This window comes from Plantactinospora sp. KLBMP9567, assembly GCF_033446045.1.
Lineage (GTDB): Bacteria > Actinomycetota > Actinomycetes > Mycobacteriales > Micromonosporaceae > Plantactinospora.
Window position 1 is genome coordinate 147538 of the sequence record NZ_JAWQRR010000021.1, and the last position, 23902, is coordinate 171439.

Consider the following 23902-nt stretch of genomic DNA (forward strand, 5'->3'; position numbering starts at 1 on the left):
ACCTCCAGGCATGGTCGACCAGTTCCACGCCCTCTCCTTCGGTGCCGCGGCCGAGAGCTACGACCGGTACCGGCCGAGCTACCCGGAGCCGGCGGTGGAGTGGGCGGTCGACCGTCCCGCCCCGGCCGAGGTGCTGGACCTCGGCGCCGGCACCGGCATCCTCACCCGGGTACTGCTGCGGCTCGGCTACCGGGTGACGCCGGTCGAGCCGGACCCGGGGATGCGGGCCAGGCTCGACACCGCCACTCCGGGCACGGTGGCCCGGGCCGGCTCGGCCGAACGGGTGCCGCTGCCGGACGGATCGGTGGACGCGATCGTCGCCGGGCAGGCGTACCACTGGTTCGACCATCCGGTGGCGCACGCGGAGGGGGCCCGGCTGCTGCGCCCCGGCGGGACGTACGCGGCGATCTTCAACCACCGGGACGAGTCGGTGCCCTGGGTGGCCGAACTGACCGCGATCACCGTCGAACTGCTCGGCGGGCGCGGCGCCCGGGACGACGGACCCGACGTCGACGGCTACGGCCGGGAGTTCGCGCCGGTCGAACGGAACGAGTTCCGGCACAGCGTGACGCTCACCCCGGAGAGCCTGGTCGGGATGATCAGCACCCGCTCGCACTACCTCACCGCCAGCCCGCAGCGGCAGCGGGAGGTGGCGGCCGCCATCCGGAAGCTGACCGCCGGCCATCCGGAGCTGGCCGGGCGGGAGAGCTTCGCGCTGCCGTACCGGACGCTGGTCTTCCGGGGCCGGCGGCGCTGAGCCGGCCGGCTCTTCCCCGGGCGCCGGGTGCTTCCCGGAATCGGCGGACGCTGGACTCTCCCGTGGGCCGCCGGACGCTGGGCTCTCCCGCCGGCCGCCGGGCCGGCCGGCGGCGGCCGAGCCGCGGAGGGTGTCAGCGGTTGCGGTCGTAGACCATTCGCAGGCCGATCAGCGTGATCATCGGCTCGTGGTGGGTGATCGTCCGGCACTCGCCGATCACCAGCGGCGCCAGCCCGCCGGTGGCGATCACCGCCCGCACCTCGCCCAGCTCCCCGATCATCCGTTCGACGATCCGGTCCACCTGGCCGGCGAAGCCGAAGTACATCCCGGCCTGGAGGCACTCCACGGTGTTCTTTCCGATCACCGAACGGGGTACCGCCGGCTCGACCTTGCGCAACTGGGCCGCCCGGGCGGCCAGCGCGTCGAAGGAGATCTCGATGCCGGGCGCGAACGCGCCGCCGAGGAACTCCCCCCGGCCGCTGATCACGTCGAAGTTCGTCGTGGTGCCGAAGTCGACCACGATCGACGGCCCGCCGTAGAGGGTGTACGCCGCCAGGGTGTTGACCACCCGGTCGGCGCCGACCTCCTTCGGGTTGTCGATCGCCAACTGCACCCCGGTCTTCACCCCCGGCTCGACGACCAGGTTGGGGATGTCGGCGTAGTAGCGGGCCAGCATCGTACGCAGCGAGCGCAGCGCGGCCGGCACGGTCGAGCAGGCGGCCACCCCGGTGATCTCCACCGCGTCCCCGGCCAGCAGGCCGCGCAGCTTCAGACCCAGCTCGTCGGCGGTGGACCGGGCATCGGTCTTGATCCGCCAGGAGTGCACCAGCTTCTCGCCCTCGAAGGTCGCCAGCACGGTGTTGGTGTTGCCGATGTCGATACAGAGCAGCATGTCGTCAGTCCCGAACCCCGAGTCGTGGCGCGTCCCGCCGCTACGCGGCGCGCGAGCGGAGGTCCAGTGCGATGTCCAAGATAGGCGAGGAATGCGTCAGCGCCCCAACCGAGAGGTAGTCGACACCGGTGGCCGCGTACTCGGCTGCGGTCTCCAGGGTCAGCCCGCCGGTCGCCTCCAGCTCGGCGCGGTCGCCCACCGCCGCGACCACCTCGGTCAGCAGCGCCGGGGACATGTTGTCACAGAGCAGGAAGTCGGCACCGGCCTCCACCGCCTCCAGCGCCTCGGCGACCGTGGTCACCTCGACCTGGATCGGCACCGCCGGGAACGCCTCCCGCACCCGCCGGTACGCCGCGGCGATGCCGCCGGCCGCCAGCTTGTGGTTGTCCTTGATCATCGCCACGTCGTACAGCCCGAGGCGCTTGTTGGCGCCGCCACCGGCCCGGACCGCGTACTTCTCCAGCGGGCGCAGCCCCGGAGTGGTCTTCCGGGTGTCCAGCACGGTCGCCTTGCTGCCGCCCAGCGCCGCCACCCAGGCCCGGGTGTGTGTCGCCACCCCGGACATCCGGCAGAGCAGGTTCAGCGCGGTCCGCTCGGCGGTGAGCAGTCCCCGGGTCGGCCCGGTCACCGTGGCCAGCACGTCCCCCCGGGCGACCTCGGCACCGTCGGTGGCCACCGGCAGCACCCGTACGGCCGGGCCGGCGGCCAGCTCGAAGACGGCCGCCGCCACGGCCAGCCCGGCCACCACCCCGTCGGCCCGGGCCACCACGTCGGCGGTGTCGACCTGGTCGTCCGGAATGGTGGCCACACTCGTCACGTCCAGCCGCTCCGGCCCCAGGTCCTCGTCCAGCGCCGCCCGGGCGATGCGTTCCACCTCCGCCGGGTCGAGTCCGGCGGAGCGCAGCGCCCACGTGGTCGAGTCCGTCAGCACAGTGCCTCCCAGTCCTGTTGCAGGTTGCCCGCCGGACCGATCGACCCGACCAGGTGCCCGAGCCAATCGTCGCGTGATTCCGAGTGATCCTCGCGCCAATGGCAGCCCCGGGTCTCCTGCCGGGCGTACGCCGCGCCGACCAGCGCCGCGGCCACCGTGACCAGGTTGGTCGCCTCCCAGCTCGCGGTACGCGGCGCACCCCGGGTCGCACCGAGGGTGCCCAGCTCGGCGGCGGTCGCCCGGAGCGAGTCGGCGGAACGGAGCACCCCGGCACCCCGGGTCATCGCCCGGGCCAGGTGCTCCCGCACTGCCGGATCGACCGTCGCGCCCTCGCCGCCCCGCCACGCCCCGGTCGGAGCCGGCTCGGCCTGTGCCGGCAGGTCCCGGGCGATGTCCTGGGCGATCCGGCGGGCGAAGACCAGCCCTTCCAGCAGCGAGTTGCTGGCCAGCCGGTTGGCGCCGTGCACGCCGGTGCAGGCGACCTCGCCGCAGGCGTACAGGCCGGGGATGGAGGTGCGGCCGTGCAGGTCGGTGCGTACCCCGCCGGAGGCGTAGTGCGCGGCCGGGGCGACCGGGATCGGCTGCTCGGCCGGGTCGATCCCGGCCGAGCGGCAGGAGGCGACGATGGTGGGGAAGCGCCGGGCCAGGAACTCCGCGCCGAGGTGCCGGGCGTCCAGGAAGACGTGGTCGGTACCGGTGGCCAGCAGTACCCGGTGGATCCCCTTGGCCACCACGTCCCGGGGCGCCAGCTCGGCCAGCTCGTGCTGGCCGACCATGAACCGCTTGCCGTCCGCGTCGACCAGGTGCGCCCCCTCGCCGCGCAGCGCCTCGGAGACCAGCGGCTGCTGTGCGGCCCGGGCCGGGGCGCCGCCGTTCCCGGGTACGGCCGGCGCCATCAGCGCGGTCGGATGGAACTGGACGAACTCCAGGTCGGTCACGGCGGCACCGGCCCGCATCGCCAGCGCGACACCGTCCCCGGTGGAGACCGCCGGATTGGTGGTGGCGGCGAAGACCTGCCCCATCCCGCCGGTGGCCAGCACCACCGCCCGGGCCAGGATCGCACCGACCCCGTCCTCGCTGCCCTCGCCGAGCACGTGCAGGGTGATCCCGCAGGCCCGGCCGGGACCGGCCCAGCCGCCGTCCGGGGCCCGGAGCAGGTCGAGGACGAGAGCGTGCTCCACCAGCCGAATCCAGGGGTCCCGACCGACCGCCGCGTGCAGCGCCCGCTGCACCTCGGCCCCGGTCGCGTCGCCACCGGCGTGCACGATCCGGTCCGCCCGGTGCCCGCCCTCCCTGGTCAGCATCAGCGAGCCGTCGGGGTTGCGGTCGAACTCGGCGCCGGCCCGGATCAGCTCCCGCAGCCGGGTCGGCCCCTCCTCCACCAGTACCCGGACCGCCGCCGGGTCGCAGAGCCCGACCCCGGCCAGCTCGGTGTCGGAGGCGTGCGCGGCCGGGGTGTCCAGCGGATCGAGTACGGCCGCGATGCCGCCCTGGGCCCACCGGGTGGAGCCGTCGTCAATGTTGACCTTGGTCACCACGGTCACGTGCAGTCCCGCCTCGCGCAGGTGCAGTGCGGCGGTGAGCCCGGCGATGCCCGACCCGATCACGATCACGTCGGTCGTCTCCACCCAGCCGGGTGCCGGGGCGGCCAGCAGCCGGGGTACCACCGGCAGGTCGACGGTCGGAAACTGCATCACTCCAGTCAACCGCGTACCGGTGGGGTCGGGCGGCCCGGGGCCGGGAGAAGTGGCCTACGACGCTCCCCGATCCGGACGTAAGGGCCGTCCGCTCCAGAGCGGGCGGCCGGGCGGCCGGGACGGCGCACTCCGATCGACCGGGGTGCCCGGCCGTGCCGGTGCGGGTCAGGCGGGTTGATCGACCGGGATCAGCCGGTCCGGATCGGCAGGCCGGCGGCGCCGGCGCCCTTCAGCGAGCGGGTGAACTTGCCGTCCGAGACCCACAGGTAACACCGGACACCCCGGTTGCCCGACGTCCAGTCGTCCCGCCCGCCGGGCAGCGTCACGACGCCGGTACGGAACCGGATCGTGCTCTGCGACACCCCGACGAACCGGGCGGCGACGGTGTAGCAGCCGTCGTAGAAGGGCTGCCAGTCGCGCTCCGCCGTCGGGTACTTCAAGGTCGCCGGTGCCCGAAACACCCCGGCGAACTCGGTGTTGTGCCGGGCCGAGCACTCCACCGGGGGCATCCGGTCGATGGTCTCGGTCCGGGTCAGGGTGGTGGCGTAGCAGCCCAGCCGCAGCGGTCCGGCCTCGCGCAACACGCCCTTCAGGCTCGCCGTCCGGCTGACCGCTTCACCGTTCTCCTCCACGTTGGACAGTTCGGTCATGTCGCAGCGGAACCACCGGGCCCCGGCCGTCCAGCCCTTCGGCGAGGGCACCGCCACCCCGAGCCAGAGCCGGCCGGTACGCCAGTCCGCGCCGAGGAAGCCGCGCGCCCGGCTGTCGCACTCGGCGTACGCGGTGGTGAACTGGGGCGAGCCGGGTGCCGGCGGCTTCTCCGCCTCGCCCGCCGCCCCGGCGAACGTGCCCACGTGCACGGTCTCCAGCCGATGGTTGGTGGTGCAGTCCACCGGCACGTACGACGACAGGTAGACCGTCTCGGAGAAGTCCGCCGAATGGCAGGTCTCGGCCGCCGGGGTGAAGACCGTCGGCTCGCCGACCGGAGCCCAGGCGTTGGTGAGGTCGCCGTCCGTGCCGCCCGGAGGCGCGCAGCCGGCGACGCCGAGCAGCACTGCCCCGGCCAGCGCCAGGGCGCTCGTCCAACGGCGCATCGCGTCCTCCCCAGGGCGACCATCGGTCCGGATGGCTGCACCCTACGTTAACCGGCGGGGTCATCCGGACGGCGAGATCATCCCTCCGGCGGGTCGCTCCGGGGAGGACCGGCGGTAGACGCGCCGGCGGTAGACGCGCCGGCGGTAGACGCGCCGGCGGTAGACAGGCCAGCGACCGGTCGCCCGCCGTTATCAGCCGGCGGCGACGAGGTCACCCCGGACCGGGTCGCCGACCATCCCGGGTACCGCGCCCGCCGGGTCGGCGCCCAGGTCGAGGATCCGGTTCTCCGCGTCGACGTGCACGATCCGCGGCTGGTACGCCCGCGCCTCGGCGTCGTCCATCTGGCCGTACGAGATCAGGATGACCAGGTCGCCGGGGTGCACCAGGTGCGCAGCGGCGCCGTTGATGCCGATCACGCCGCTGCCACGCTCACCCACGATCACGTACGTCTCCAGCCGCGCCCCGTTCGTCACGTCCACGATCGCGACCTGCTCGCCGGGGAGCAGGTCGGCGGCGTCCAGCAGATCGGCGTCGACGGTCACCGAACCGACGTAGTGCAGGTCCGCCTGGGTCACCGTGGCCCGGTGGATCTTCGACTTGAGCATGGTGCGGAGCATCGGGTACATCCTCCCTAGCGCAGGGTTCTCGGGCGGTCGGCGGCTCAGCCGCCCGGCGTGGAAACCGGGGCCAGGTCGACCGGCATGTTGTCGATCAGTCGGGTGGAGCCGACCCAGGCGGCCACCAGCATCCGGGCCGATCCGGCGGCCGGTGCCGGGCCCAGGTCCGGGGCGGTCAGCACCAGGTAGTCCAGCTTGGCGCCGGTCGTACCCTCGCCGAAGGCGCGGTAGGCGGCGGCGAGCGCACCGTCGGCACCCCGACCTGCCCCGGCGGCGTCGCTGCCGGCCCGCAGTGCCGCCGACAGCCGCAGCGCCGAGGTCCGCTCCTCGGCGGAGAGGTAGCGGTTGCGGCTGGACAGCGCCAGCCCGTCCGGCTCGCGTACGGTCGGCACGCCGACGATCTCCACGTCCAACTCCAGGTCACGGACCATCCGGCGGACCAGGGTGAGCTGCTGGTAGTCCTTCTCGCCGAAGAACGCGACGTCCGGCCGGAGCAGGTTGAGCAGCTTCGCCACCACGGTCAGCACCCCGGTGAAGAAGCCGGGGCGGCTGGCGCCCTCCAACTCCTCGCCGAGGCTGCCCGGATCGACCCTGACCATCGGCTCGCCGTCCGGATACAACTCCTCGCGGGACGGGGCGAAGACGTACCGGACCCCGGCCGCCCGGCAGAGCGCCACGTCGGCCTCGAAGGTCCGGGGGTACCGGTCGAAGTCCTCGTTCGGGCCGAACTGGAGCGGGTTCACGAAGATCGTCGCCAGTACGGTGTCGGCCCGCTCCCGGGCCGCCCGCAGCAGTGCCTCGTGCCCGGAGTGCAGGGCGCCCATGGTCATCACCACCGCCAGCTTCCCGGGCAGGGGACCCAGGGTGGCCGCCAACTCCGCCCGGGTACGCAACACCGTGGTCATCTCGGCTCTCCCACTCCCCCGGTCACGCGGCGGCGACCTTCCGGTACCGGTCGGCCAGCACGCCCAGCAGGAACTCGGCGTCGGCCGGACGGAGCCGACCGGCCGCGATCGCCCGGTCGGCGGTGCGGCGGGCCAGTGCGAGGTAACCGGGCACCGACTCCGGGGCGGTGGCGGTCAGCCGGTCCAGGTGCCGGGCGATCGTACCGGCGTCACCCCGGGACACCGGCCCGGTCAGCGCCGCGTCGCCGAGTCGCAGCGAGTTGTCCAGGGCGGCCCGGAGCAGCGGACCGAGCACCTTCTCCGGCTGGGCCACCCCGGCGGCGCGGAGCAGGTCCGCCGCCTCGTTGACCAGCGTGACGAGATGGTTCGCCCCGTGCGCGAGAGCGGCATGGTAGAGCGGGCGGTCCGGTTCGGCCACCCACTCGGGTACCCCGCCGAGGTCGGCGACGAGCCGGACAGCGAACGGACGCAGCGACTCCGGGACGGTCACCCCGTACGAGATGCCGGCCAGCCGGTGCAGGTCCTCGGCGGTACCGGTGAAGGTCATCGCCGGGTGCAGGGCCAGCGGGTACGCCCCGACCGCGACGACCGGGGCGAGCACGTCGAGCCCGTGCGCGCCGGAGGTGTGCGCCACCACCTGCCCCGACCGGAGCGCGCCGGTCGAAGCCAGCCCGGCGATCACCGGCGCCAGCGCGTCGTCCGGTACGGCGACCAGCAGCAGGTCGGCGGCGGCCCGGGCCACCTCGTCGGCGGGGCGTACGGCGGTGCCCGGCAGCAGCCGGTCGATCCGGTCCCGGGCGGCGGTCGAGACCCCGGCGGCGGCGACCACCCGGTGCCCGGCACGGCCCAGCGCTGCACCGAGCACGGCGCCGACCCGACCGGCACCGATCACGCCGACGGTGAGCTGGCGGGGGAACGAAGGATGCGACTGGCCCTGGCCCTGGCCGGCACGGTCACGGCTCGGTGCGGCGGCCGTCGGCCGGGCCGACCCGCCGGAGGCGGCGGTACGCGGGCGCGCGGAAGCGCTCATAGCGGTGATCCAGTCCTCGATAAGTGGTACCGGTCGATCGCAATTATGCGCCGGCCGGCCAGTTCGGGGCCAACGGGTTGTGAAAACCAACACCCTTGCCGGTGACAGCCGCCGCACGTCGGGTGAACCCGGGGGATCTGCGCCACATAACCTGGGCCGGTGCCGATCGGATGGCGAGCTGCGATGACCACCGCGCTCTACGGTGACCACGGGTTCTTCGTCAGCGGTGCCGGGCCGGCCGCGCACTTCCGGACCAGCACGCACGCCGTACCGGTGCTCGGCGGCGCCCTGCTGCGGCTGCTGGACCGGCTCGACGCCGCGCTGGGCCGGCCGGACCCGCTGCAGGTGGTCGACGTCGGCGCCGGCCGGGGTGAACTGCTCGGCACGCTGGCCCGGCTCGCCCCGCCGGAACTCGCTGCCCGGCTCCGGCTGACCGCGGTCGAGCTGGCCGCTCGCCCGGACTCGCTGCCGGAGACGATCGGTTGGCGCTCGGACCTGCCGGAGCGGGTCGTCGGGCTGCTGCTCGCGACCGAGTGGCTGGACAACGTACCGCTGGACGTCGCGGAACCCGGCCCGGCCGGCTGGCGACGGGTACTCGTCGACCCCGGCACCGGTACGGAGTCGCCCGGTGGCCCGCTCGACGCGGCCGAGACCGCGTGGCTGGCCCGCTGGTGGCCGACCCCGCCGGACCCGGCGCTGCCGGGCCGGGTCGAGCCGGACCTGCCGTTGCCGGGCCGGGTGGAGATCGGGCTGCCCCGGGACGTCGCCTGGGCCGAGGCGGTCGGCAGTCTGCACCGGGGGCTGGCCCTCGCCGTCGACTACGGACACCTGCGGGACACCCGCCCGCCGCACGGCACGCTGACCGGGTTCCGGAGTGGCCGGCAGGTGCACCCGGTACCGGACGGGAGCTGCGACCTGACCGCGCACGTCGCGATGGACTCGGTGGCGGCGGCCGGTACGGCGCGGGCCGGCCGGCCGTACACCCTGGTCGAGCAGCACACGGCACTGCACGCGCTCGGGGCCGACGGGCGGCGACCCGCGCTGGCGCTGGCCTCGACCGACCCGACGGGTTACGTCCGGGCGCTCGCCCGGGCCTCCACGGCGGCCGAACTGACCGATCCGGCCGGCCTCGGCGGCCACTGGTGGCTGCTCCAACCGGTCGGCGTCGATCCGGGACCGTCCGGATGGCTCAGCCCAGAACCCGCTGGACCGGCACCCGGGCGGACCGCGAGATGACCGCGTAGCTGCGGTCGCCGTGCAGGACGGCCGGTCACGGAACCCCGTCGACTCGGCCGGCGATGCGGCCGGGCGGATCGTGGCACGATGGCGGGCATGACTGCCGACACCGGGGCGCTGCGGGAGCTGACCGTCGGCACCGGGGCGGGTCTCGACACCGCCGACATGGTGCTGAACATCGGGCCGCAGCATCCGTCGACCCACGGCGTACTCCGGCTCAAGCTGGTGCTCGACGGCGAGCGGGTGATCTCCTGCGAGCCGATCGTCGGCTACATGCACCGGGGCGCGGAGAAGCTCTTCGAGGTACGCGACTACCGGCAGATCATCGTGCTCGCCAACCGGCACGACTGGCTGTCGGCGTTCTCCAACGAACTCGGCGTGGTGCTCGCGGTCGAGCGGATGATGGGGATGGAGGTGCCGGAGCGGGCCGTCTGGCTGCGTACCGCCCTGGCCGAGCTGAACCGGGTGCTCAACCATCTGATGTTCCTCGGCTCCTATCCGCTGGAGATCGGCGCCATCACCCCGATGTTCTACGCGTTCCGGGAACGCGAGACCCTCCAGGCGGTGATGGAGGAGGTCTCCGGCGGCCGGATGCACTACATGTTCAACCGGGTCGGCGGGCTCAAGGAGGAGGTGCCGGCCGGCTGGACCCGGCGGGCCCGGGCGGCGATCGGCGAGGTACGCCGCCGCCTGCCGGACCTGGACAACCTGATCCGGCGCAACGACATCTTCCTGGCCCGTACCGTCGGGGTCGGGGTGCTCTCCGCCGCCGACGCGGCCGCGTACGGCGCCTCCGGCCCGGTCGCCCGGGCCTCCGGACTCGACCTCGACCTGCGCCGCGACGAGCCGTACCTGGCGTACGGGTCGCTGGAGGTGCCGGTGGTCACCCGGAGCGCCGGTGACTGCCACTCCCGGTTCGAGGTCCTGCTCGACCAGGTGTACGTCTCACTCGACCTCGCGGAACGCTGCCTGGACCAGGTCGACCGGATCAGCGGTCCGGTGAACGTGCGGCTGCCCAAGGTGGTGAAGGCCCCGGAGGGGCACACCTACGCCTGGACCGAGAACCCGCTCGGGATCAACGGCTACTACCTGGTGTCCCGGGGCGACAAGACCCCGTGGCGGATGAAGCTGCGCACCGCCTCGTACGCCAACGTCCAGGCCCTGGCCACGCTGCTCCCCGGCTGCCTGGTGCCGGACCTGATCGCGATCCTCGGCTCGATGTTCTTCGTCGTCGGGGACATCGACAAATAGCGCCGCCAGGTGCCTGCCGACGAGTAGCCGCGGACAACCGACCGCGGATCGGTGGCGCGAACGGATAGGCCCGGACAGGGTGGCGCGGGGCCGGTGGTCAGCGCCAGTCGCCGTCGGCGGGGTAGCCGCCGTACTCCGACCGCCGGGTGCCGCCGGCCCGGGGCGACTCGTCCAGCGGCGGGTAGCCGTACTCCTCGTCCTCCCGGTGCCGCCGCCCCCGCCGGGCCGGCTCCGGCTCCGGCTCCTGCCGGGGCGGACCCCAGACGGAGGCCGGGTCCACACCTCCGGCGGGCAGCGCCGGAGCACCGCCGGACGGCTCCCAGTCCCGGCCGTCGCCCGGGTCGCCGCCACCGCCGCGTCGGGCAGCGTCGCCGCCGGACCAACCGCCGGAGTCGTACTGACCGTCGGACCGCCGGTCGTCGCTCCGGGACTCCGACCACTGGCGGCCGGCCCGCCGGCCCTCGTCCGGCCTCGGCTCCTCCCGGCGCATCTCCGCCCAGCGGTCCTCGACCCGGAGTTCCGTACCCGACTCGTCGGACCGCATCGACGCCCGCCGTTCGCCCATCCGGACCTCCCGGCCCCGGTCGTCGCTGCGTACCGAGGCCCAGCGGTCGCCGGCCCGCAGCTCGGCCCAGTACGAGTCGTCGGCCGGGTCGCCGGTCTCCGGCTCCGGGTCGGCCGCGCGGCCACGCCAGCCGCCGCCGGACCGGGCGTCCCGCCCCTCGTCGGCGGGCTCGGCGGACCGCCGACCCCGCGCCGCCTGCGGGTCGGCCAGGTCCTCGTCGCGCCCGTCCCGCTCGCGACCGCCGCCCCCGTAGCTGCCACCGCCGTACGTACCGCCGCCGTGGCCCCCGCCCTGGTCGCCGGCTCCGTAACCGCGACGCTCACCACCGCCGTAGCCGGCACGATCGTCGCCGCGGCCGTAACCAGCCCCGTCGTCGCCGCCGTGACCGGTCCCACCGTCGCCGCCGGGGCCACGGCGCTCCCCGCCGTAGCCGCCTGCGCCACGCTCGTCGCCACCGCCGTAACCGCCTGCGCCACGCTCGTCACCGCCGTAACCGCCAGCGGACCGGCGCTCATCGGGGCCCCGGCCCGGACCGCCAGCCCGCTCCTCGGCACCGCCGTAGCCGCCCCCGCCGTACGTACCCCCGCCGCCGTAGGTGCCGCCGGCCTGGCCACCGGCGCCGTAGGTGCCGCCGGCCTGGCCACCGGCGCCGTAGGTGCCGTTGCCGTAGCCGCCCGAATGGGCGCCGCCGTAGACGCCGCCGCCGTAGGTCCCGCTGCCGTACGTCCCGCCGCCGTAACCGGCGCCGTGGTCGTCGTCCTCGTGGCCGCCGACGATGGTCTGCCGGGTGGTCACCTGCACGGTCTCGGTGTGCCGGACGATGCCCCGGCCGAGCGGTGGCCCGGACACGCCTCCGGGACTGCCCGGCATTCCCGCCGGCCCGCCCCGATGCGGCCGGGCGCCCTGCGCCCACGAGTGGCCGTACTGCCCGGGCTCACCCGCTGTACCGTCGTCACGGCCGTACCGTCCCCGGCCCGCCCCGGCCCGGCCGCCGTCGGAATGGCCGCTCGCCTGGTAGCTGCCGCCCTGGTAGGCGCCGCCGGACCGGCCGTGGAATTCGCCGGTGTCGCCCTGGTCCGCAGCGTGCGCCGGAGCCGAAGCGTGCGCCGGGGCCGCGCCCCCGCCAGCCCGGCGTGGCCCGTCCGGGCGGGAGCCGGAGCCGTCCCGAACCGGTCCGCCCGGCGGCGCCCAGCCCGCCGGGGCCGGCTCCTCCGGCCCCCGGGCGGCCCGGCCCGGATCCGTGGCTGGTGCCCAGCCGCTCTGGCCCGGCTCGGCCGACGCCCGTCCGGCGGGCACGCCGCCGACCACCGCCGCGCCGCCGACCACCGCCGCGCCGCCGACCACCGCCGCGCCGCCGACCACCGCCGCGGCACCGACCGGACCGGTCGTGGCGGCCGGCGCGGCGGAAGCGGAGGTGACCGGCGCCGCCGCGCCGGCCCGGACCGCGTCGAGCTGGCCACGCAACGCTTCGACGTCGCCCCGTACGACCTCCAGCTTCTCACCGAACGCCTTGTGGGTGGCCCGGGCGGCGGTGGCAATGTCGTTGCGCAGCTCACCCCTTAGGTCGTCGAGTTCCTCGATGAGGGTCTCCTCCAGGTCCAGCCGGACACCCTCCGAGTCGCCACGCAACGTGATCGACAGTCCGATGAGTACGACCGCCAGCACGGCGAGCACCGCCGCGATCCGGAGCGGCCCGTTGCCCTGTCCGACCAGGAGTAACAGGGCGGCCAGCGGAGCCAGCCCCACCCCGACCCAGAAGAGGATGGTCAGCAGCGGCCTACGGCGGGTTTCCTCAGGGGCCTCGCGGGCTGACATGGCAGTCGAGCCTACCCACACTTACCGGGGACCGAAATGGCGGCGGCCGGCAAAGCGGGGCCGGTCGACGCCACGTACGGTGACGTCCACCGACCCCTCGGTCAGCTCCGCTCCTCGCGCGGAAGGTTTCGCCCCGCGCCGATGGTCAGCTCGCGGCCAGCGCGCCGTCCGACGAGAAGACCAGCCCGACGCTGATCGTGCCGGTGGTCAGCGCCGACTTGGTCTGCGGGCCACCGGCGTCGAGCGAGTCGAACCGACCCGCGTTGAAGTTGTAGACCTGCACCAGCCCGGCCTGGCACTTCGGCCGCTGGGGGCACTCCGGCGGTCCGCCGAGCACGGTCGCCGAGCCGGAGCACTTCGCCGCCAGCTCGCTGAGCGTCCGCACGCCGTACTTGTCGGCGAACTCCCGGGTGACCGCGAACGCGTTCTGGTCCTGGGCGGCCGACGGCTTGCCGAAGGTGATGCCGACCTTCTCACCGGCCGCCTTCAGCCCGGTCACCGTCTGGTTGAGATCCGGCGAGGAGATCGGCGGCGGGGTGGCCCCGGACTTCGCGTTCACCTTGTTGTTCAGGAAGTCCGCCATCGTCGCGGCGTACTCCGGAACGACCTGGATGTCGCCCTTCTCCAGCGCCGGCTCGTAGAGCTCGCGGTTGCCGATCTGCTGGACCTTGACCTGGTAGCCGGCGGCGGTGAGGGCGATCCGGTACAGCTCGCCCAGGGTCTGGTTCTCGCTGAAGTTGGCCGCGCCGACCGTGATGTTGCCGGTGCCGCCGGTCGGGATGCCCGCGGTGAGGTTGTTGGCCGAGGCGAACTCCTCGGCGGCCACCTTCGGGGTCTTGCGCTCGACGTCGACCGCCTTGTTCAGGCCGATCAGCTTGCTGGTGTCGAGGCTGTCCGAGACCTTGTCCAGGGCCGCGACCAACTGCGGCTGGGCCGCCTTGCTGTTGATCGCCGGAATGATGTTGTCGGTGTTCTGGAGCTTCTTGTCGTCGTCGAGCACGACCAGGCTCGACCCGGCCACCGGTGCGCAACCGGCGCCCTGCGCCCCGGTGGCCGGGGCCTGGGTGCCGGAGGAGCCGGCCCCACCGCAGCCGGCGAGAAAACCGGCCGCGACGACGGCACCGACGGCGCCGACTGCCAGACGTGAACGTGTACGCATGAAAACGCCCGCCTCCTGTGTCCCGGCGCGGCCCGGGGTGGGCCGGCCGCGTGTCCGACGGGCGACGTGTCAGGACGGTCGCCCGCGACCTCTCACGAAACATCCTCTCGTCAGGTACGACAATCTGCGGCGCGCTTCGTCACCGGATCGTCACGCAAAGAGGCACGATTCGCGCAGAGGTGACCACTGTGTGTGACAGTCACGCGTGCGGGGCGGCCGGATCGGGCCAGCGGCAGGTGATTGAACCCACACCCGCCGAGCGGTCAGGAGCCGGTGATCGCCGCCGCTGCCCGCTGGTCGGCCCGCCGGTTGATCCGGCGTCGGGCGCGGCGCAGCGGCCGAGGCGTGACCAGCCGTTCCACCAGCGCGAAGACCAGCTCGACCAGCAGCGCGAGCAGGGCGACGAGCAGCCCGCCGGCCAGGATCTGACCCCCGCCGACCGAGATGCCCAGCCCGAACCCGGCGCTGATGATCTGGCCCAGCCCACCCCCGTTCACGAAGGAGGCGAGCGCAGCGGTCGCCACCACCTGCACGGCGGCGGTACGGAACCCGGCCGCGAGGTAGGGCACCGCGAGCGGCAGCTCCACCCGGCGCAGCAACTGCCCGCCGGAGAGCCCCATCCCGCGTGCGGCGTCCCGCACCTCCGGATCGACCTGCCGGATCCCGGTGTACGCGTTCGCCAGCAGCGGCGGCACCGCGAAGACCGCCAACGCGATGATCACCGGCGGCTTGCCGAAGCGGAGCGCGGTCAGCGGCAGGATGGTCAGCAGCGCGATGGTCGGGATGGCCAGCGTGACGTTGGAGACCAGCACCACGATGCCACCGCCCCGGCCGGTGTGTCCGAGAAAGAGCCCGAGCGGCCAGGCGACCAGGCAGCCGAGCGCGACGGCGGCGGCGGAGATGCCCAGATGCTCGACCAGCCGGTCGAGCACACCACCGGGGTTGGTCCAGTTCAGCGGGTCGTTGAGCCAGACGACGGCCTGCTCGATCGGATTCATCCCCACCCCCCTCCGGTTCGCGACTGCGGGGCTCGCAACACCGGCTCACTCCTCGCGCTCACCCCTGCCCCCCTCCGGTTCGCGACTGCGGGGCTCGCAACACCGGCTCACTCCTCGCGCTCACCCCGCCGCTCCCCGACGTCGTGCCCACGGGGTGAGCAGCCGACCGAGGCCGGCGAGGACCAGATCCAGCACCAGGGCCAGAAGTACGCAGAGTAGCGTTCCGGTCATGATCTCGGCCTTGAATAAGTTGTTCCGGAACCCGCCGAGGATGAGCTGTCCGAGCCCGCCATGCCCGACCAGTACCCCGACGGTGACCAGCGCCACCGTGGAGACGGTCGCCAGGCGCAGGCCGGTGAAGATGCCCGGCAACGCCAGCGGAAGATCGATCCGGAGCAGTCGGGCGAACCGGCCGTACCCCATGCCCTGGGCCGCGTCCCGGACCTCCTCCGGCACCTGGTTCAGGGCGGCGAGCGCGTTTCGGATGATCAGCAGCAGGGCGTAGAGGACCAGCCCGAGCAGCACCGTCGCCGTCCCCGTCCCGAGGTACGGTGCGACGAAGGCGAAGAGCGCCAGCGACGGGATCGTGTACAGCACACCGGAGAGTGCGAGAATCGGGCCGGTGAGCGGCCGGAACCAGTACGCCAGCACGGCGAGCGGGATCGCCACCAGGGCGGCGATCAGCACGGCCTGGGCGGTGAGGGAGGCGTGCTCCCGCAGTGCGGCGAGGATCGTCTCCGAATTGCCCTGCACATAGTCCCAGGAGAACCACGGATTACCCGGGTCAGCCCGGTCGATCACCCGGAAGGACATACGTGGACGTTACCCCGGAGGCCGGCTCCACCGGGCCCGCCGGCACCACGGGTGCCGCCGCGATAACCCTCGACCAGGTACGCAAGCAGTATCCCGACGGCACGGTGGCGGTCGGCGAGCTGAGTCTGGAGGTCAAGGCCGGCGAGTTGGTCGTGCTGATCGGGCCGTCCGGCTGCGGCAAGTCGACCGTGCTCCGCATGATCAACCGGCTGATCGAGCCGACCTCCGGGCGGATCCTGCTCGGCGACGAGGACGTCACCCGGGCCGATCCGGTGCGGCTCCGGCGGCGGATCGGCTACGTGATCCAGAACGTCGGGCTCTTCCCGCACCAGACCATCACCACGAATGTCGGCACCGTGCCGAGACTACTCGGCTGGCCGAAGGCCCGGATCGCGCAACGCGCCGCGGAACTGCTGGACCTGGTCGGTCTCGACCCGGCCACCTTCGGCCCGCGCTATCCGCACGAGCTCTCCGGTGGCCAGCGGCAGCGGGTCGGGGTGGCCCGGGCCCTGGCCGCCGATCCGGTGGTGCTGCTGATGGACGAGCCGTTCTCCGCCGTCGACCCGATCGCGCGGGCCCGGCTCCAGGAAGAGTTCCTGCGGCTCCAGGCGGAGGTACGCAAGACGATCGTGCTGGTCACCCACGACCTGGACGAGGCGGTCCGGCTCGGTGACCGGATCGTGGTGCTCTCCCAGGGCGGCAGGCTGGAGCAGTACGCCAACCCGTCGACGATGCTCGGCGAGCCCGCCTCGGCCTTCGTCCGGGAGTTCGTCGGGACCGACCGGGCGATCCGGCGCCTCGCGGTCACCCCGGTCACCCAGGACCTGCTGCGTCCGCTGCCGGTCGACCCGGCCGCCACCGCCGGGCTGCCGACCGTGCCACTCGGGTCGTCGCTCTACGACGCGCTGGCGGTGCTGCTGCGGACCAACTCGGACGACGCCCGGGTGACCGACGAGCGCGGCGAGCCGGTCGGCACGGTGAGCCGGCACCAGATCCTCAGCATCGACTACCCGGCCGACCCGGTCGGCGGATAGCCGCGCCGCGGCGCCCCGCGCGGATGGCTCGGCCCGGCCCACCTCTGCACGGCGGCGGGCAGGCCGACATCGCCCGCCGAGGGCATCCCCGGTCGACCGGCGCGCACACCACCGGCATCGCCAACACGCGGCACGACACCCGGAGTGAGCCGGTCACGGGAGGGAGCGAACGGTCACTCCGGGCGCCGTCGAGCGGGGCCGTTCGCCCGCTCGGGGAGGGGCCTAGGTCGTGCCCGGGTACTGCCGCGAACTCAGTGCCGGCCGCGCCAGCCGCCCAGGGTGGCCAGGCCGATGATCCAGCCGACGAAGAAGCCGTACGCGGCACCACTGCCGGCGGCCTGGAATGCGCCCAGCAGTGACGGGTTGCTGCCGATCAGCGTGGCGAACAGCGCCGCGAACGCACCGGCGAAGACGTACGCCGACCAGCCCGCGAGGAACTGGCTGAGGGTGCCCCGGGCCCGGGCCAGTTGCGAGCCGGGCAGCAGGTAGAGGAAGACCCAGGTGAGCACCACCACCAGGATGGCCTTGAGATCGGCGGCGATGACGTTCTGGACCGTCTCGTCCGAGTCGAACCGCCAGGCCGGCCAGGCGAGCAGCCGGAGAAACCAGCCACCCGCCGTGGCGGGGTCGGTCTCGTCCCGGGCCCAGTCGGCGTACCAGGGGCCGCCGAAGACCAGGACCAGCACGAGTGCGGCGAGCGTACCCGCACCCGTGGCCGTCTTGTACCTGTTGCTGAGAGCCATGCCGGGGGTAGTTCCCAGCGGAATCTGATCGCGAAACCCGGTGCCGGATTTCCCGGAATGCGCTTTACTTCAACCCGATGCACGCCATTGGCGTACCGATAGCGCGATTTACCGGACTCGTTCCGGCCGGCGGATCCGCCCGGCCGGCATCCCGGTCAGTGCTTCTGTAGATAGTCGATGAACGCGGCCCGGAGCAGCGGCGCGGTCTCCTCGTAGCCGTGACCGGTGAACTCCCGCCAGAGCGCGACCGCCTCGTCCACGGTCGGTCCGGCCGCGTTCGGCGAGCCGTCCAGCGCCGCCGCCTCGTCCGCGTTCGGCAGGTGCCGGATCACCGACCAGAAGAAGCCGATGTCCCGCCGTTCCCGGGCCAGCGCGAAGGCCCGCTCGCGCAACTCCTCCGTGGACAGCGCGTCCAGGTCGGCAAAGGTCGGCGTGGTGCGAGACTCGGGACCGGATTCCGTCATAACGCCGAGCCTATCCGCCCGAACCGCCGCAAGCCGCACCGCCCGCCCCGGCCGGACCACCGGTCCGGAGCGTCCCAGCGGTCAGTCGGACGACGGCTCCCGACCGGCAGCCGGCCGGGTCACCGGTCCGGAGCGTCCCAGCGGTCGCCGCCCCAGCGGTCGGTCGGCTGGCCGGGCAGCGAGGAGGTCCACGGCTCCGGCGGCTGGGCCTGGGTGGTGTCCCAGCTCGTCCTCGCCGGCTCCTCCACCCAGTCGCGCTCCCGCTCGGCGTGTGCCCGGGGGCGGCCGTTCGCCTCGATCAGCCGGGTCACCACCAGACCGGCGGCCACCAGCACGGCGGCGAGGGCGGTCGGCGCGATGTCCAGGTTGCGCTCGTCGGCGTACCGGATGAACAGGGCCAGCGCGACGGTCGCGAGCAGCCCGCCGGCGATCCCGCCCCGCCGCCCGAAGGCACTGGCACCGCCGAGCAGCGCGGCACCCATGGCCAGACCGGTCCACTCGATGCCGGTGGTCGGCGCCACCGGCCCGGTACCGCCGGCCGCGAGCAGCATCCCCGCGGCGGCCGCGAAGACGGTCGACAGCACCAGACCGAGCGTGACGACGACTCCGGCGCCCCCGCCCCGGCGCAGCGCCGGGTCGCCCACCGGCCGGAACCGGCCGACGGCCCGGCGTACCGTCTTGACGGTGCCGAAGAGACCGGCCAGCACGGCGACGGCGGCGAAGCCGGCGAAGAGGTAGACCGCGTGCTGGGTCGGGTCGTACTCGCCCTGCACGTCGACCGGGGCGCTCCGCCGCTCGATGAAGACGATCACCGCGAGTCCGGCGGCGAGGCTGGCCGCCCAGCCCGGCACGTGGAAGCCCACCACCAGTACGGCGATCACCAGCCCGACGGCCACCCCGGCGACCAGCGCCGGCAGCATCGTCTGGACGACACCCCGGTCGGAGTTCTCCGCGAAGTGCAGCGCGGTGGCGACCGCGACCGGACCCAGCGCGAGGTTGGGCGCGGCGATCCGCAGGGTCAGCCCGGCGCCGAGGGTGAGCAGCCCGATCGCGGTACCGAAGACCAGCAGGCTCTCCCGCTGTGCGCCACGGAGCAGGTCGGGATAGTCGCGGTTGCACAGAAAGAGCAGCGCCGCCACCACGACCAGCAGCACCAGCTCCCACAGCAGGTGCACGGCGATCCGGTCCCGGCCGGGCTCGCCGTGCGCGGGATCGTCGAAGACGTTCTCCAACGCGGCCGGCGAGACGTTCCGCCGCCGGGTCGGCTCGACCGGCTCCGGGTCGGCCCCGACACCGGGCTCACCACCCATGAACCGTCCGGTCAGCGGGCTGGATGACGTACGGGTGTCGGCGTCGTATCCGGGGTCACCGCCGTACCGGGGATCCTCCCGCTCGCTGGTACCCACCGGATCCGTTCCGGGGTCCCGTCGCCGATAGATCGAATCGTCGTACGCCATTTGCGCGCGCCTCCTGTTCCGTCCCGCCGAACAGGCTCCGACCCGGGGCGGCGTCCGGGACCGGAGCGGTCGGACTGGGCCTGATCCAGCGAAGCGGACGGATCTGGCCCGGTCGGAGGCACCGTACCCGCGCGCACGCCCGGCCGTCACCCCCGGTGCGCGTCGATTCGGTGCGCGACCTGCTCAGCGCTCGTCGCGCCGACCCAGATCATCACTCTGCGAATCTTGATCATCACGATCGGGCACCCGGCAGGAGCGCTCCAACCAGAGCGCCGCGCCGACCAGGGCGAGCGACGCGCCCAGTCCCGCACTGGCCGCCGGTACGTCGTTGGCGGCTGCCCGGGTCCGCTCGATCAGCAGCCAGACGTCCAGCCCGGCGTAGAAGCCGGCGAAGATCGCCCCGGCCAGCGCCGACGCCTTGGCCAGTACGACGAACCGGGCCACCGCCAGCGGGTCGACCGGATCCCGGCCGGGCTTGCGCTCGATCCGGGCCCTGGTGTTCGCGGCGGCGTACCCCTCCAGGGCGGCGAGCGCGAGCAGGGTGACGATGGGCAGCCAGGGCAGCGGCGGAATGTGGCTGTAGAAGCTGCTGACCAGCAACCAGGCCAGGGCCGCCGAGGCGAGTCCGGCCACCACCAGGGAGGCGGGTCTGGTCGGACCCATCCGCCCGGGTTCGGGGGCCGGGCCGCGCGTCGGGGGTCTGCGCTCGGTCACAACTCTTCCTCACTCCGCTCGTCGGCACCGGAACCCGCAGGTCGGCGGACCGTCCGGTCCGCACCGCGGCCACCGTCAATCCGACTCTATCCGCAGATCCGGACGGGGGCGCACGTCCAGCACGTCGGTGGCGACCGGCTCGGTCGACATCAGGTCGGTCAGCCAGCCGTGGCCGGGCAGCCGCCCGTACGGCTGGATGTCGATCCACGGCCGGAGCACGAACGCCCGCAGGTGGGCCCGGGGGTGCGGCAGGGTCAGCTCCGGGTCGTCGCTGCGCACCGGCTCGTCGTCGGCCGACCAGACCGCGATCACGTCCACGTCGAGGCTGCGCGGCCCGAACCGGCGCTCCGGGTCACGGACCCGTCCGGCGGCCGTCTCGGCGGCCCGGGCCCGGTCCAACCAGTCGCGCGGGCCGGCCGCGTCGTCCGCGACCAGCAGGACGGCGTTCAGGTACGCCGGCTGGTCCGGGTCGCCCCACGGCGGCGTCTCGTAGACCCCGGAGGCCACCAGGAGTACGTCGCGCAGCCCGGTCACCGCCGTGCGCAGGTGTCCGAGCCGGTCGCCGAGGTTGCTGCCGAGCGAGAGCAGGGCCCGGGTCATGTCCACCTCCGCCGGGTCACGGTCACCGCCACGTCGGCGAAGTCGTGCGGGATCGGCGCCTGCGGCTTGTGCACGGTGACCGAGGTGACCAGTACCCGTGGATCGGCGAGACAGGCGGCGGCGAGCCGCTCGGCCAGCGTCTCGATCAGGTTGACCGGCTCGCCGGTCACGATCGCGACCAGCCGCCCGGCGAGTTCGCCGTAGTGCACGGTGTCGGCCACGTCGTCGGAGCGGCCCGCCATCGTGAGGTCGAGTTCCAGCACCACGTCGACGACGAAGTCCTGCCCCTGGGCGCGCTCGAAGTCGTAGACGCCGTGCCGGCCACGCGCCCGCAACCCGGTCAGCACGATCCGGTCGGTCCCCGGCCCGAGTGGCCCGGCGGGCTCGCCCGGCCGACCGCCCTCGCCGGCTGGCCCGGTCATCGGGCCACCTCCCCGGTCGCCAGCCGGGGCCGGCCACTGGCGGCCCAGACCGCGAGCGCGTCCACGGTCTCCCGCACGTCGTGTACCCGTACCCCCCAGGCACCGGCCGCGACCGCCAGCACGCTGGTGGCGACCGTGGCGGCGGTACGCCCATCGGTCGGCCGTGGCGTGCCGTCCGGCTCGGCCAGCAGCGTGCCCAGGTACGACTTGCGGCTGGCTCCGAAGAGCAGCGGATAGCCGAGCGCCAGCAGCTCCGGCAGCCGGGCGGTGAGCTGCCAGTTGTCGGCCGGCCGCTTGGCGAAGCCGAGACCCGGGTCGATCACGATGCGGTCGGCGGCGACCCCGGCGGCGAGGGCGTCCTCGATTCGCTGCGCGAGCTCGGCCCGTACGTCGGTGACCACGTCGGTGTAGTGGGCGAGTTCCTGCATCCGCTTGGCGTGCGCGCGCCAGTGCATCAGGATCCACGGGCAGCCCGCCTCGGCGACCACCTTGGCCATGTCCGGGTCGGCGAGTCCACCGGAGACGTCGTTGACCACGGTTGCGCCGGCGGCCAGCGCGGCGGCGGCGACACCGGCCCGGTAGGTGTCGACACTCATCGGTACTCCCCGGGCGGCGAGTTCCCGGATGACCGGCAGCACCCGGGCGGCCTCGGTCTCCGCGTCGACCCGCTCCGCGCCGGGCCGGGTGGACTCGCCGCCCACGTCGACGAGCTGGGCACCCTCGGCGTGCATCTGCGCCCCGTGCCGTACCGCGGCGTCGAGGTCGGCGTAGCGGCCGCCGTCGGAGAAGGAGTCGGGCGTGACGTTGAGGACGCCCATCACCACCGGCCGGGACGAGCGGAGCAGCCCGCCGTCGCCCGGCGAACCACCGCCGGTCGCGGCGGTGCCCTCGACTGACTCGGTCACGGCTTCGACGCTACCCACCTGCCCGGTCGCCACCCCGGTCGCCCCCGGGGTCGCGCCGCTTCCGTGAAGATGCCCCTGCGACCCGGCGCGCAGGCCGCTCCTGCCCGGAAGCAGCCCGATCTCGGTCGGATCCGGGGACGGCGGGCCAGCCCGATCTCGGTCGGATCCGGGGACGGCGGGCCAGCCCGATCTCGCTCGGATCCGGGGACGGCGGGCACGTGAAAACCGCCCGGTCGGGACGGATCGGTGGCACTCGGCGCCGCTTGTTCCAAACAGGCACGCGCCGTACGCTCGCATCAGCCAGATGCCAGAACTTAAGAGATGGGCCGAATTAGGACAAAGATGCCCACAAACCATCACCCTTCGCGGTGATTGCGGGACGCAGGGTCGATCAACACCCCACGACCGACCCGGTTGACCGGGCTTGACAGCAGTGCGGAGGCGAGGCGTCGCCGCACCCGGGGAGGATTCCGATGTTCGCCATGGAGCTGGTGGAGACGGCATGGCCGACTGCCACGCACGCGCTCCACACCCTCGCGTCCGTGACGGCGGCCGAACCCGAGGGCAATATCAACACCAAAGGGATCGTCAATTTCTTCGCCAGCAACATCGCGCCCATCCTGCTCGCCGTACTCGGCGTGATCTTCATCGGTCGGGCCAGCAAGGGCGAGGTCTCCAAGGTGCTGACCAGCTCGGCGATCGCGCTGCTCGGCCTGGCCTTCATCGCCGGGGCGGCGACGCTGTTCTTCGTCGGCGAGAACCTGATCAACCTGATCTTCGAATAGACCGCGGAGCACGAGATGCGGCTGCGCACCGACGACGACATCTACCGGGCCCGTCTGGTCTATCTGGGGCCGCCCGGCTACACACTGCCCATCCACCTGCCTTACACGCAGTACGGGCTGTTCATGTTGCTGGTGCCGCTGTTCATGTTCATTCATTGGCTCTTCACGCTCAAGGTCGAGCTGATCCCCGCCTGGGAGATCGCGCTCGCGATCGTCAGCACCTCGTTCGTCTTCCGGTACGTCGACCCCGACCGTCCCGCCCGGATGGTCATCCGGACGGCACTGACCGACTGGCGACGCACCCGCGAACCGGCGACAGAGCAGCGCGACCCCCGACTGGTCGCGACCCGTATCCGGATCCGGGAGCAGTTGACATGACCGAGCGCAGCGAGGTGACGGCGTGACCGAGCGAACCAGACTCCTCTGCCGCTTCCCGGTGGAACCCGTCGGGCTGGGCGAGGCGGCGGCATGACCCGCCCCTCCCGGCCGGGCTCGTCGCACCCGGCAGGTCGCCCGGCCGACAACCCCGGTAACGGTACGCAATCCTCCAGCTACCCGCCGTCCGAGCTGGCCGAGGAGATCGAGTACGACGCCGCGCTGCTCAGCAACACCGGGCACGGCGGGGTCGGGGTCTTCCAGGCACCGCAGCCACCGGCCCGGAACCGCCCGGCCCGGCCCGCCGCCGCGCCGCCGGCCCGGTCACCGGCCCCGGTCGAACACCCGGACATCGACTCCCCCTTCCTCGACCTCTTCGGCGGCCCGGTCCAGCCCTCGTCGCCGGCCGCCCCGGCGCCCCGCCCCGCACCTCGCCCGCCCGCACCGCAGCCACGCGGAGGCTGGGGCGAGGATCCGGACGCCGCCGTCGGCCTGCCTGCCTGGCAGCCGGACGACCTCCCGGCGGGCGCCACCGGCCGGCCGGAGGCCGCATCCGGACAGCCCACCGCCCGGCACGCCCCGCCGGCCGCCGCGCCGGCCCGGCCGGTGCACGACGACATCACCGGCACCCGGGCCGACGGC

At 73.7% G+C, this 23902-nt stretch carries 25 protein-coding genes; 6 read left to right on the plus strand and 19 right to left on the minus strand.

Annotated features, from left to right (window positions below; all coding sequences use genetic code 11):
• The first annotated feature begins 10 nt into the window (after positions 1-10).
• Positions 11-757: a class I SAM-dependent methyltransferase gene (locus R6Y94_RS16915; RefSeq protein WP_318396817.1), complete on the plus strand. Its 747-nt coding sequence runs from the start codon at positions 11-13 to the stop codon at positions 755-757.
• Positions 758-890: 133 nt separating this feature from the next.
• On the opposite strand, the gene R6Y94_RS16920 is transcribed toward R6Y94_RS16915, so the two are convergent.
• The 7 genes from R6Y94_RS16920 to R6Y94_RS16950 all read right to left on the minus strand — a co-directional run bounded on the left by R6Y94_RS16920 (position 891) and on the right by R6Y94_RS16950 (position 7924).
• A complete protein-coding gene (locus R6Y94_RS16920; protein WP_318396818.1) occupies positions 891-1649 on the minus strand; it encodes a type III pantothenate kinase in 759 nt (252 codons plus the stop codon).
• A gap of 40 nt (positions 1650-1689) precedes the next feature.
• The gene (gene nadC / locus R6Y94_RS16925) at positions 1690-2577 is read right to left on the minus strand and encodes a carboxylating nicotinate-nucleotide diphosphorylase (RefSeq protein WP_318396955.1); all 888 of its coding nucleotides are present in this window, start codon (positions 2575-2577) and stop codon (positions 1690-1692) included.
• Complete coding sequence (locus tag R6Y94_RS16930) at positions 2574-4274, minus strand: L-aspartate oxidase (protein ID WP_318396819.1); 1701 nt, start codon at positions 4272-4274, stop codon at positions 2574-2576. The genes nadC and R6Y94_RS16930 overlap by 4 nt, the downstream gene beginning before the upstream one ends.
• Before the next feature lie 191 nt (positions 4275-4465).
• On the minus strand, positions 4466-5371 hold the full coding sequence (locus tag R6Y94_RS16935) for a septum formation family protein (RefSeq protein ID WP_318396820.1): 906 nt from the start codon (positions 5369-5371) through the stop codon (positions 4466-4468).
• Between the two features lie 192 nt (positions 5372-5563).
• The gene (gene panD, locus R6Y94_RS16940; RefSeq protein ID WP_318396821.1) at positions 5564-5989 is read right to left on the minus strand and encodes an aspartate 1-decarboxylase; all 426 of its coding nucleotides are present in this window, start codon (positions 5987-5989) and stop codon (positions 5564-5566) included.
• Between the two features lie 44 nt (positions 5990-6033).
• Positions 6034-6894: a pantoate--beta-alanine ligase gene (gene panC, locus R6Y94_RS16945; RefSeq protein WP_318396822.1), complete on the minus strand. Its 861-nt coding sequence runs from the start codon at positions 6892-6894 to the stop codon at positions 6034-6036.
• A 22-nt stretch (positions 6895-6916) separates the two neighbouring features.
• Positions 6917-7924, minus strand: a complete 1008-nt coding sequence (locus R6Y94_RS16950) for a DUF2520 domain-containing protein (RefSeq protein ID WP_318396823.1) — start codon at positions 7922-7924, stop codon at positions 6917-6919.
• A 159-nt stretch (positions 7925-8083) separates the two neighbouring features.
• On the opposite strand from R6Y94_RS16950, the gene R6Y94_RS16955 reads away from it, so the two are divergent.
• Positions 8084-9160: an SAM-dependent methyltransferase gene (locus R6Y94_RS16955; protein WP_318396824.1), complete on the plus strand. Its 1077-nt coding sequence runs from the start codon at positions 8084-8086 to the stop codon at positions 9158-9160.
• 87 nt (positions 9161-9247) lie between these two features.
• Complete coding sequence (locus R6Y94_RS16960; RefSeq protein WP_318396825.1) at positions 9248-10411, plus strand: NADH-quinone oxidoreductase subunit D; 1164 nt, start codon at positions 9248-9250, stop codon at positions 10409-10411.
• A 97-nt stretch (positions 10412-10508) separates the two neighbouring features.
• On the opposite strand, the gene R6Y94_RS16965 is transcribed toward R6Y94_RS16960, so the two are convergent.
• The 4 genes from R6Y94_RS16965 to R6Y94_RS16980 form a co-directional block, all read right to left on the minus strand.
• Positions 10509-12791: a hypothetical protein gene (locus R6Y94_RS16965; protein WP_318396826.1), complete on the minus strand. Its 2283-nt coding sequence runs from the start codon at positions 12789-12791 to the stop codon at positions 10509-10511.
• 145 nt (positions 12792-12936) lie between these two features.
• The gene (locus R6Y94_RS16970; protein ID WP_318396827.1) at positions 12937-13950 is read right to left on the minus strand and encodes a glycine betaine ABC transporter substrate-binding protein; all 1014 of its coding nucleotides are present in this window, start codon (positions 13948-13950) and stop codon (positions 12937-12939) included.
• A gap of 263 nt (positions 13951-14213) precedes the next feature.
• The gene (locus tag R6Y94_RS16975) at positions 14214-14948 is read right to left on the minus strand and encodes an ABC transporter permease (RefSeq protein WP_318396828.1); all 735 of its coding nucleotides are present in this window, start codon (positions 14946-14948) and stop codon (positions 14214-14216) included.
• 120 nt (positions 14949-15068) lie between these two features.
• A complete protein-coding gene (locus R6Y94_RS16980; RefSeq protein WP_318396829.1) occupies positions 15069-15761 on the minus strand; it encodes an ABC transporter permease in 693 nt (230 codons plus the stop codon).
• A 2-nt stretch (positions 15762-15763) separates the two neighbouring features.
• Here R6Y94_RS16980 and R6Y94_RS16985 point away from each other — a divergent pair, with 2 nt between their 5' ends.
• Positions 15764-16795: an ABC transporter ATP-binding protein gene (locus R6Y94_RS16985; protein WP_318396830.1), complete on the plus strand. Its 1032-nt coding sequence runs from the start codon at positions 15764-15766 to the stop codon at positions 16793-16795.
• 251 nt (positions 16796-17046) lie between these two features.
• On the opposite strand, the gene R6Y94_RS16990 is transcribed toward R6Y94_RS16985, so the two are convergent.
• The 7 genes from R6Y94_RS16990 to folP form a co-directional block, all read right to left on the minus strand.
• Positions 17047-17538, minus strand: a complete 492-nt coding sequence (locus tag R6Y94_RS16990; RefSeq protein WP_318396831.1) for a hypothetical protein — start codon at positions 17536-17538, stop codon at positions 17047-17049.
• 155 nt (positions 17539-17693) lie between these two features.
• Positions 17694-18002 (minus strand): hypothetical protein, encoded by a 309-nt coding sequence (locus tag R6Y94_RS16995; protein WP_318396832.1) that lies wholly within the window; start codon positions 18000-18002, stop codon positions 17694-17696.
• A gap of 119 nt (positions 18003-18121) precedes the next feature.
• Complete coding sequence (locus tag R6Y94_RS17000) at positions 18122-19459, minus strand: ABC transporter permease (RefSeq protein ID WP_318396833.1); 1338 nt, start codon at positions 19457-19459, stop codon at positions 18122-18124.
• 183 nt (positions 19460-19642) lie between these two features.
• Complete coding sequence (locus R6Y94_RS17005) at positions 19643-20122, minus strand: DUF3180 domain-containing protein (RefSeq protein WP_318396834.1); 480 nt, start codon at positions 20120-20122, stop codon at positions 19643-19645.
• Positions 20123-20248: 126 nt separating this feature from the next.
• The gene (folK, locus tag R6Y94_RS17010; RefSeq protein ID WP_318396835.1) at positions 20249-20773 is read right to left on the minus strand and encodes a 2-amino-4-hydroxy-6-hydroxymethyldihydropteridine diphosphokinase; all 525 of its coding nucleotides are present in this window, start codon (positions 20771-20773) and stop codon (positions 20249-20251) included.
• Entirely contained in the window at positions 20770-21195 is a 426-nt protein-coding gene (folB, locus tag R6Y94_RS17015) for a dihydroneopterin aldolase (protein ID WP_318396836.1), read from the minus strand. The genes folK and folB overlap by 4 nt, the downstream gene beginning before the upstream one ends.
• Positions 21192-22013, minus strand: coding sequence for a dihydropteroate synthase (folP, locus tag R6Y94_RS17020; RefSeq protein WP_318396956.1), 822 nt, complete (start codon positions 22011-22013; stop codon positions 21192-21194). Before folP ends, folB begins: the two co-directional genes overlap by 4 nt.
• Positions 22014-22573: 560 nt before the next feature.
• On the opposite strand from folP, the gene R6Y94_RS17025 reads away from it, so the two are divergent.
• Positions 22574-22885 carry a hypothetical protein gene (locus tag R6Y94_RS17025; RefSeq protein ID WP_318396837.1) on the plus strand — a complete coding sequence of 104 codons (312 nt, stop codon included), beginning with the start codon at positions 22574-22576 and terminating at the stop codon, positions 22883-22885.
• A 15-nt stretch (positions 22886-22900) separates the two neighbouring features.
• Entirely contained in the window at positions 22901-23263 is a 363-nt protein-coding gene (locus R6Y94_RS17030; RefSeq protein WP_318396838.1) for a hypothetical protein, read from the plus strand.
• A gap of 173 nt (positions 23264-23436) precedes the next feature.
• On the opposite strand, the gene R6Y94_RS45145 is transcribed toward R6Y94_RS17030, so the two are convergent.
• The gene (locus tag R6Y94_RS45145; protein ID WP_412102780.1) at positions 23437-23613 is read right to left on the minus strand and encodes a hypothetical protein; all 177 of its coding nucleotides are present in this window, start codon (positions 23611-23613) and stop codon (positions 23437-23439) included.
• Positions 23614-23902: the final 289 nt, after the last annotated feature.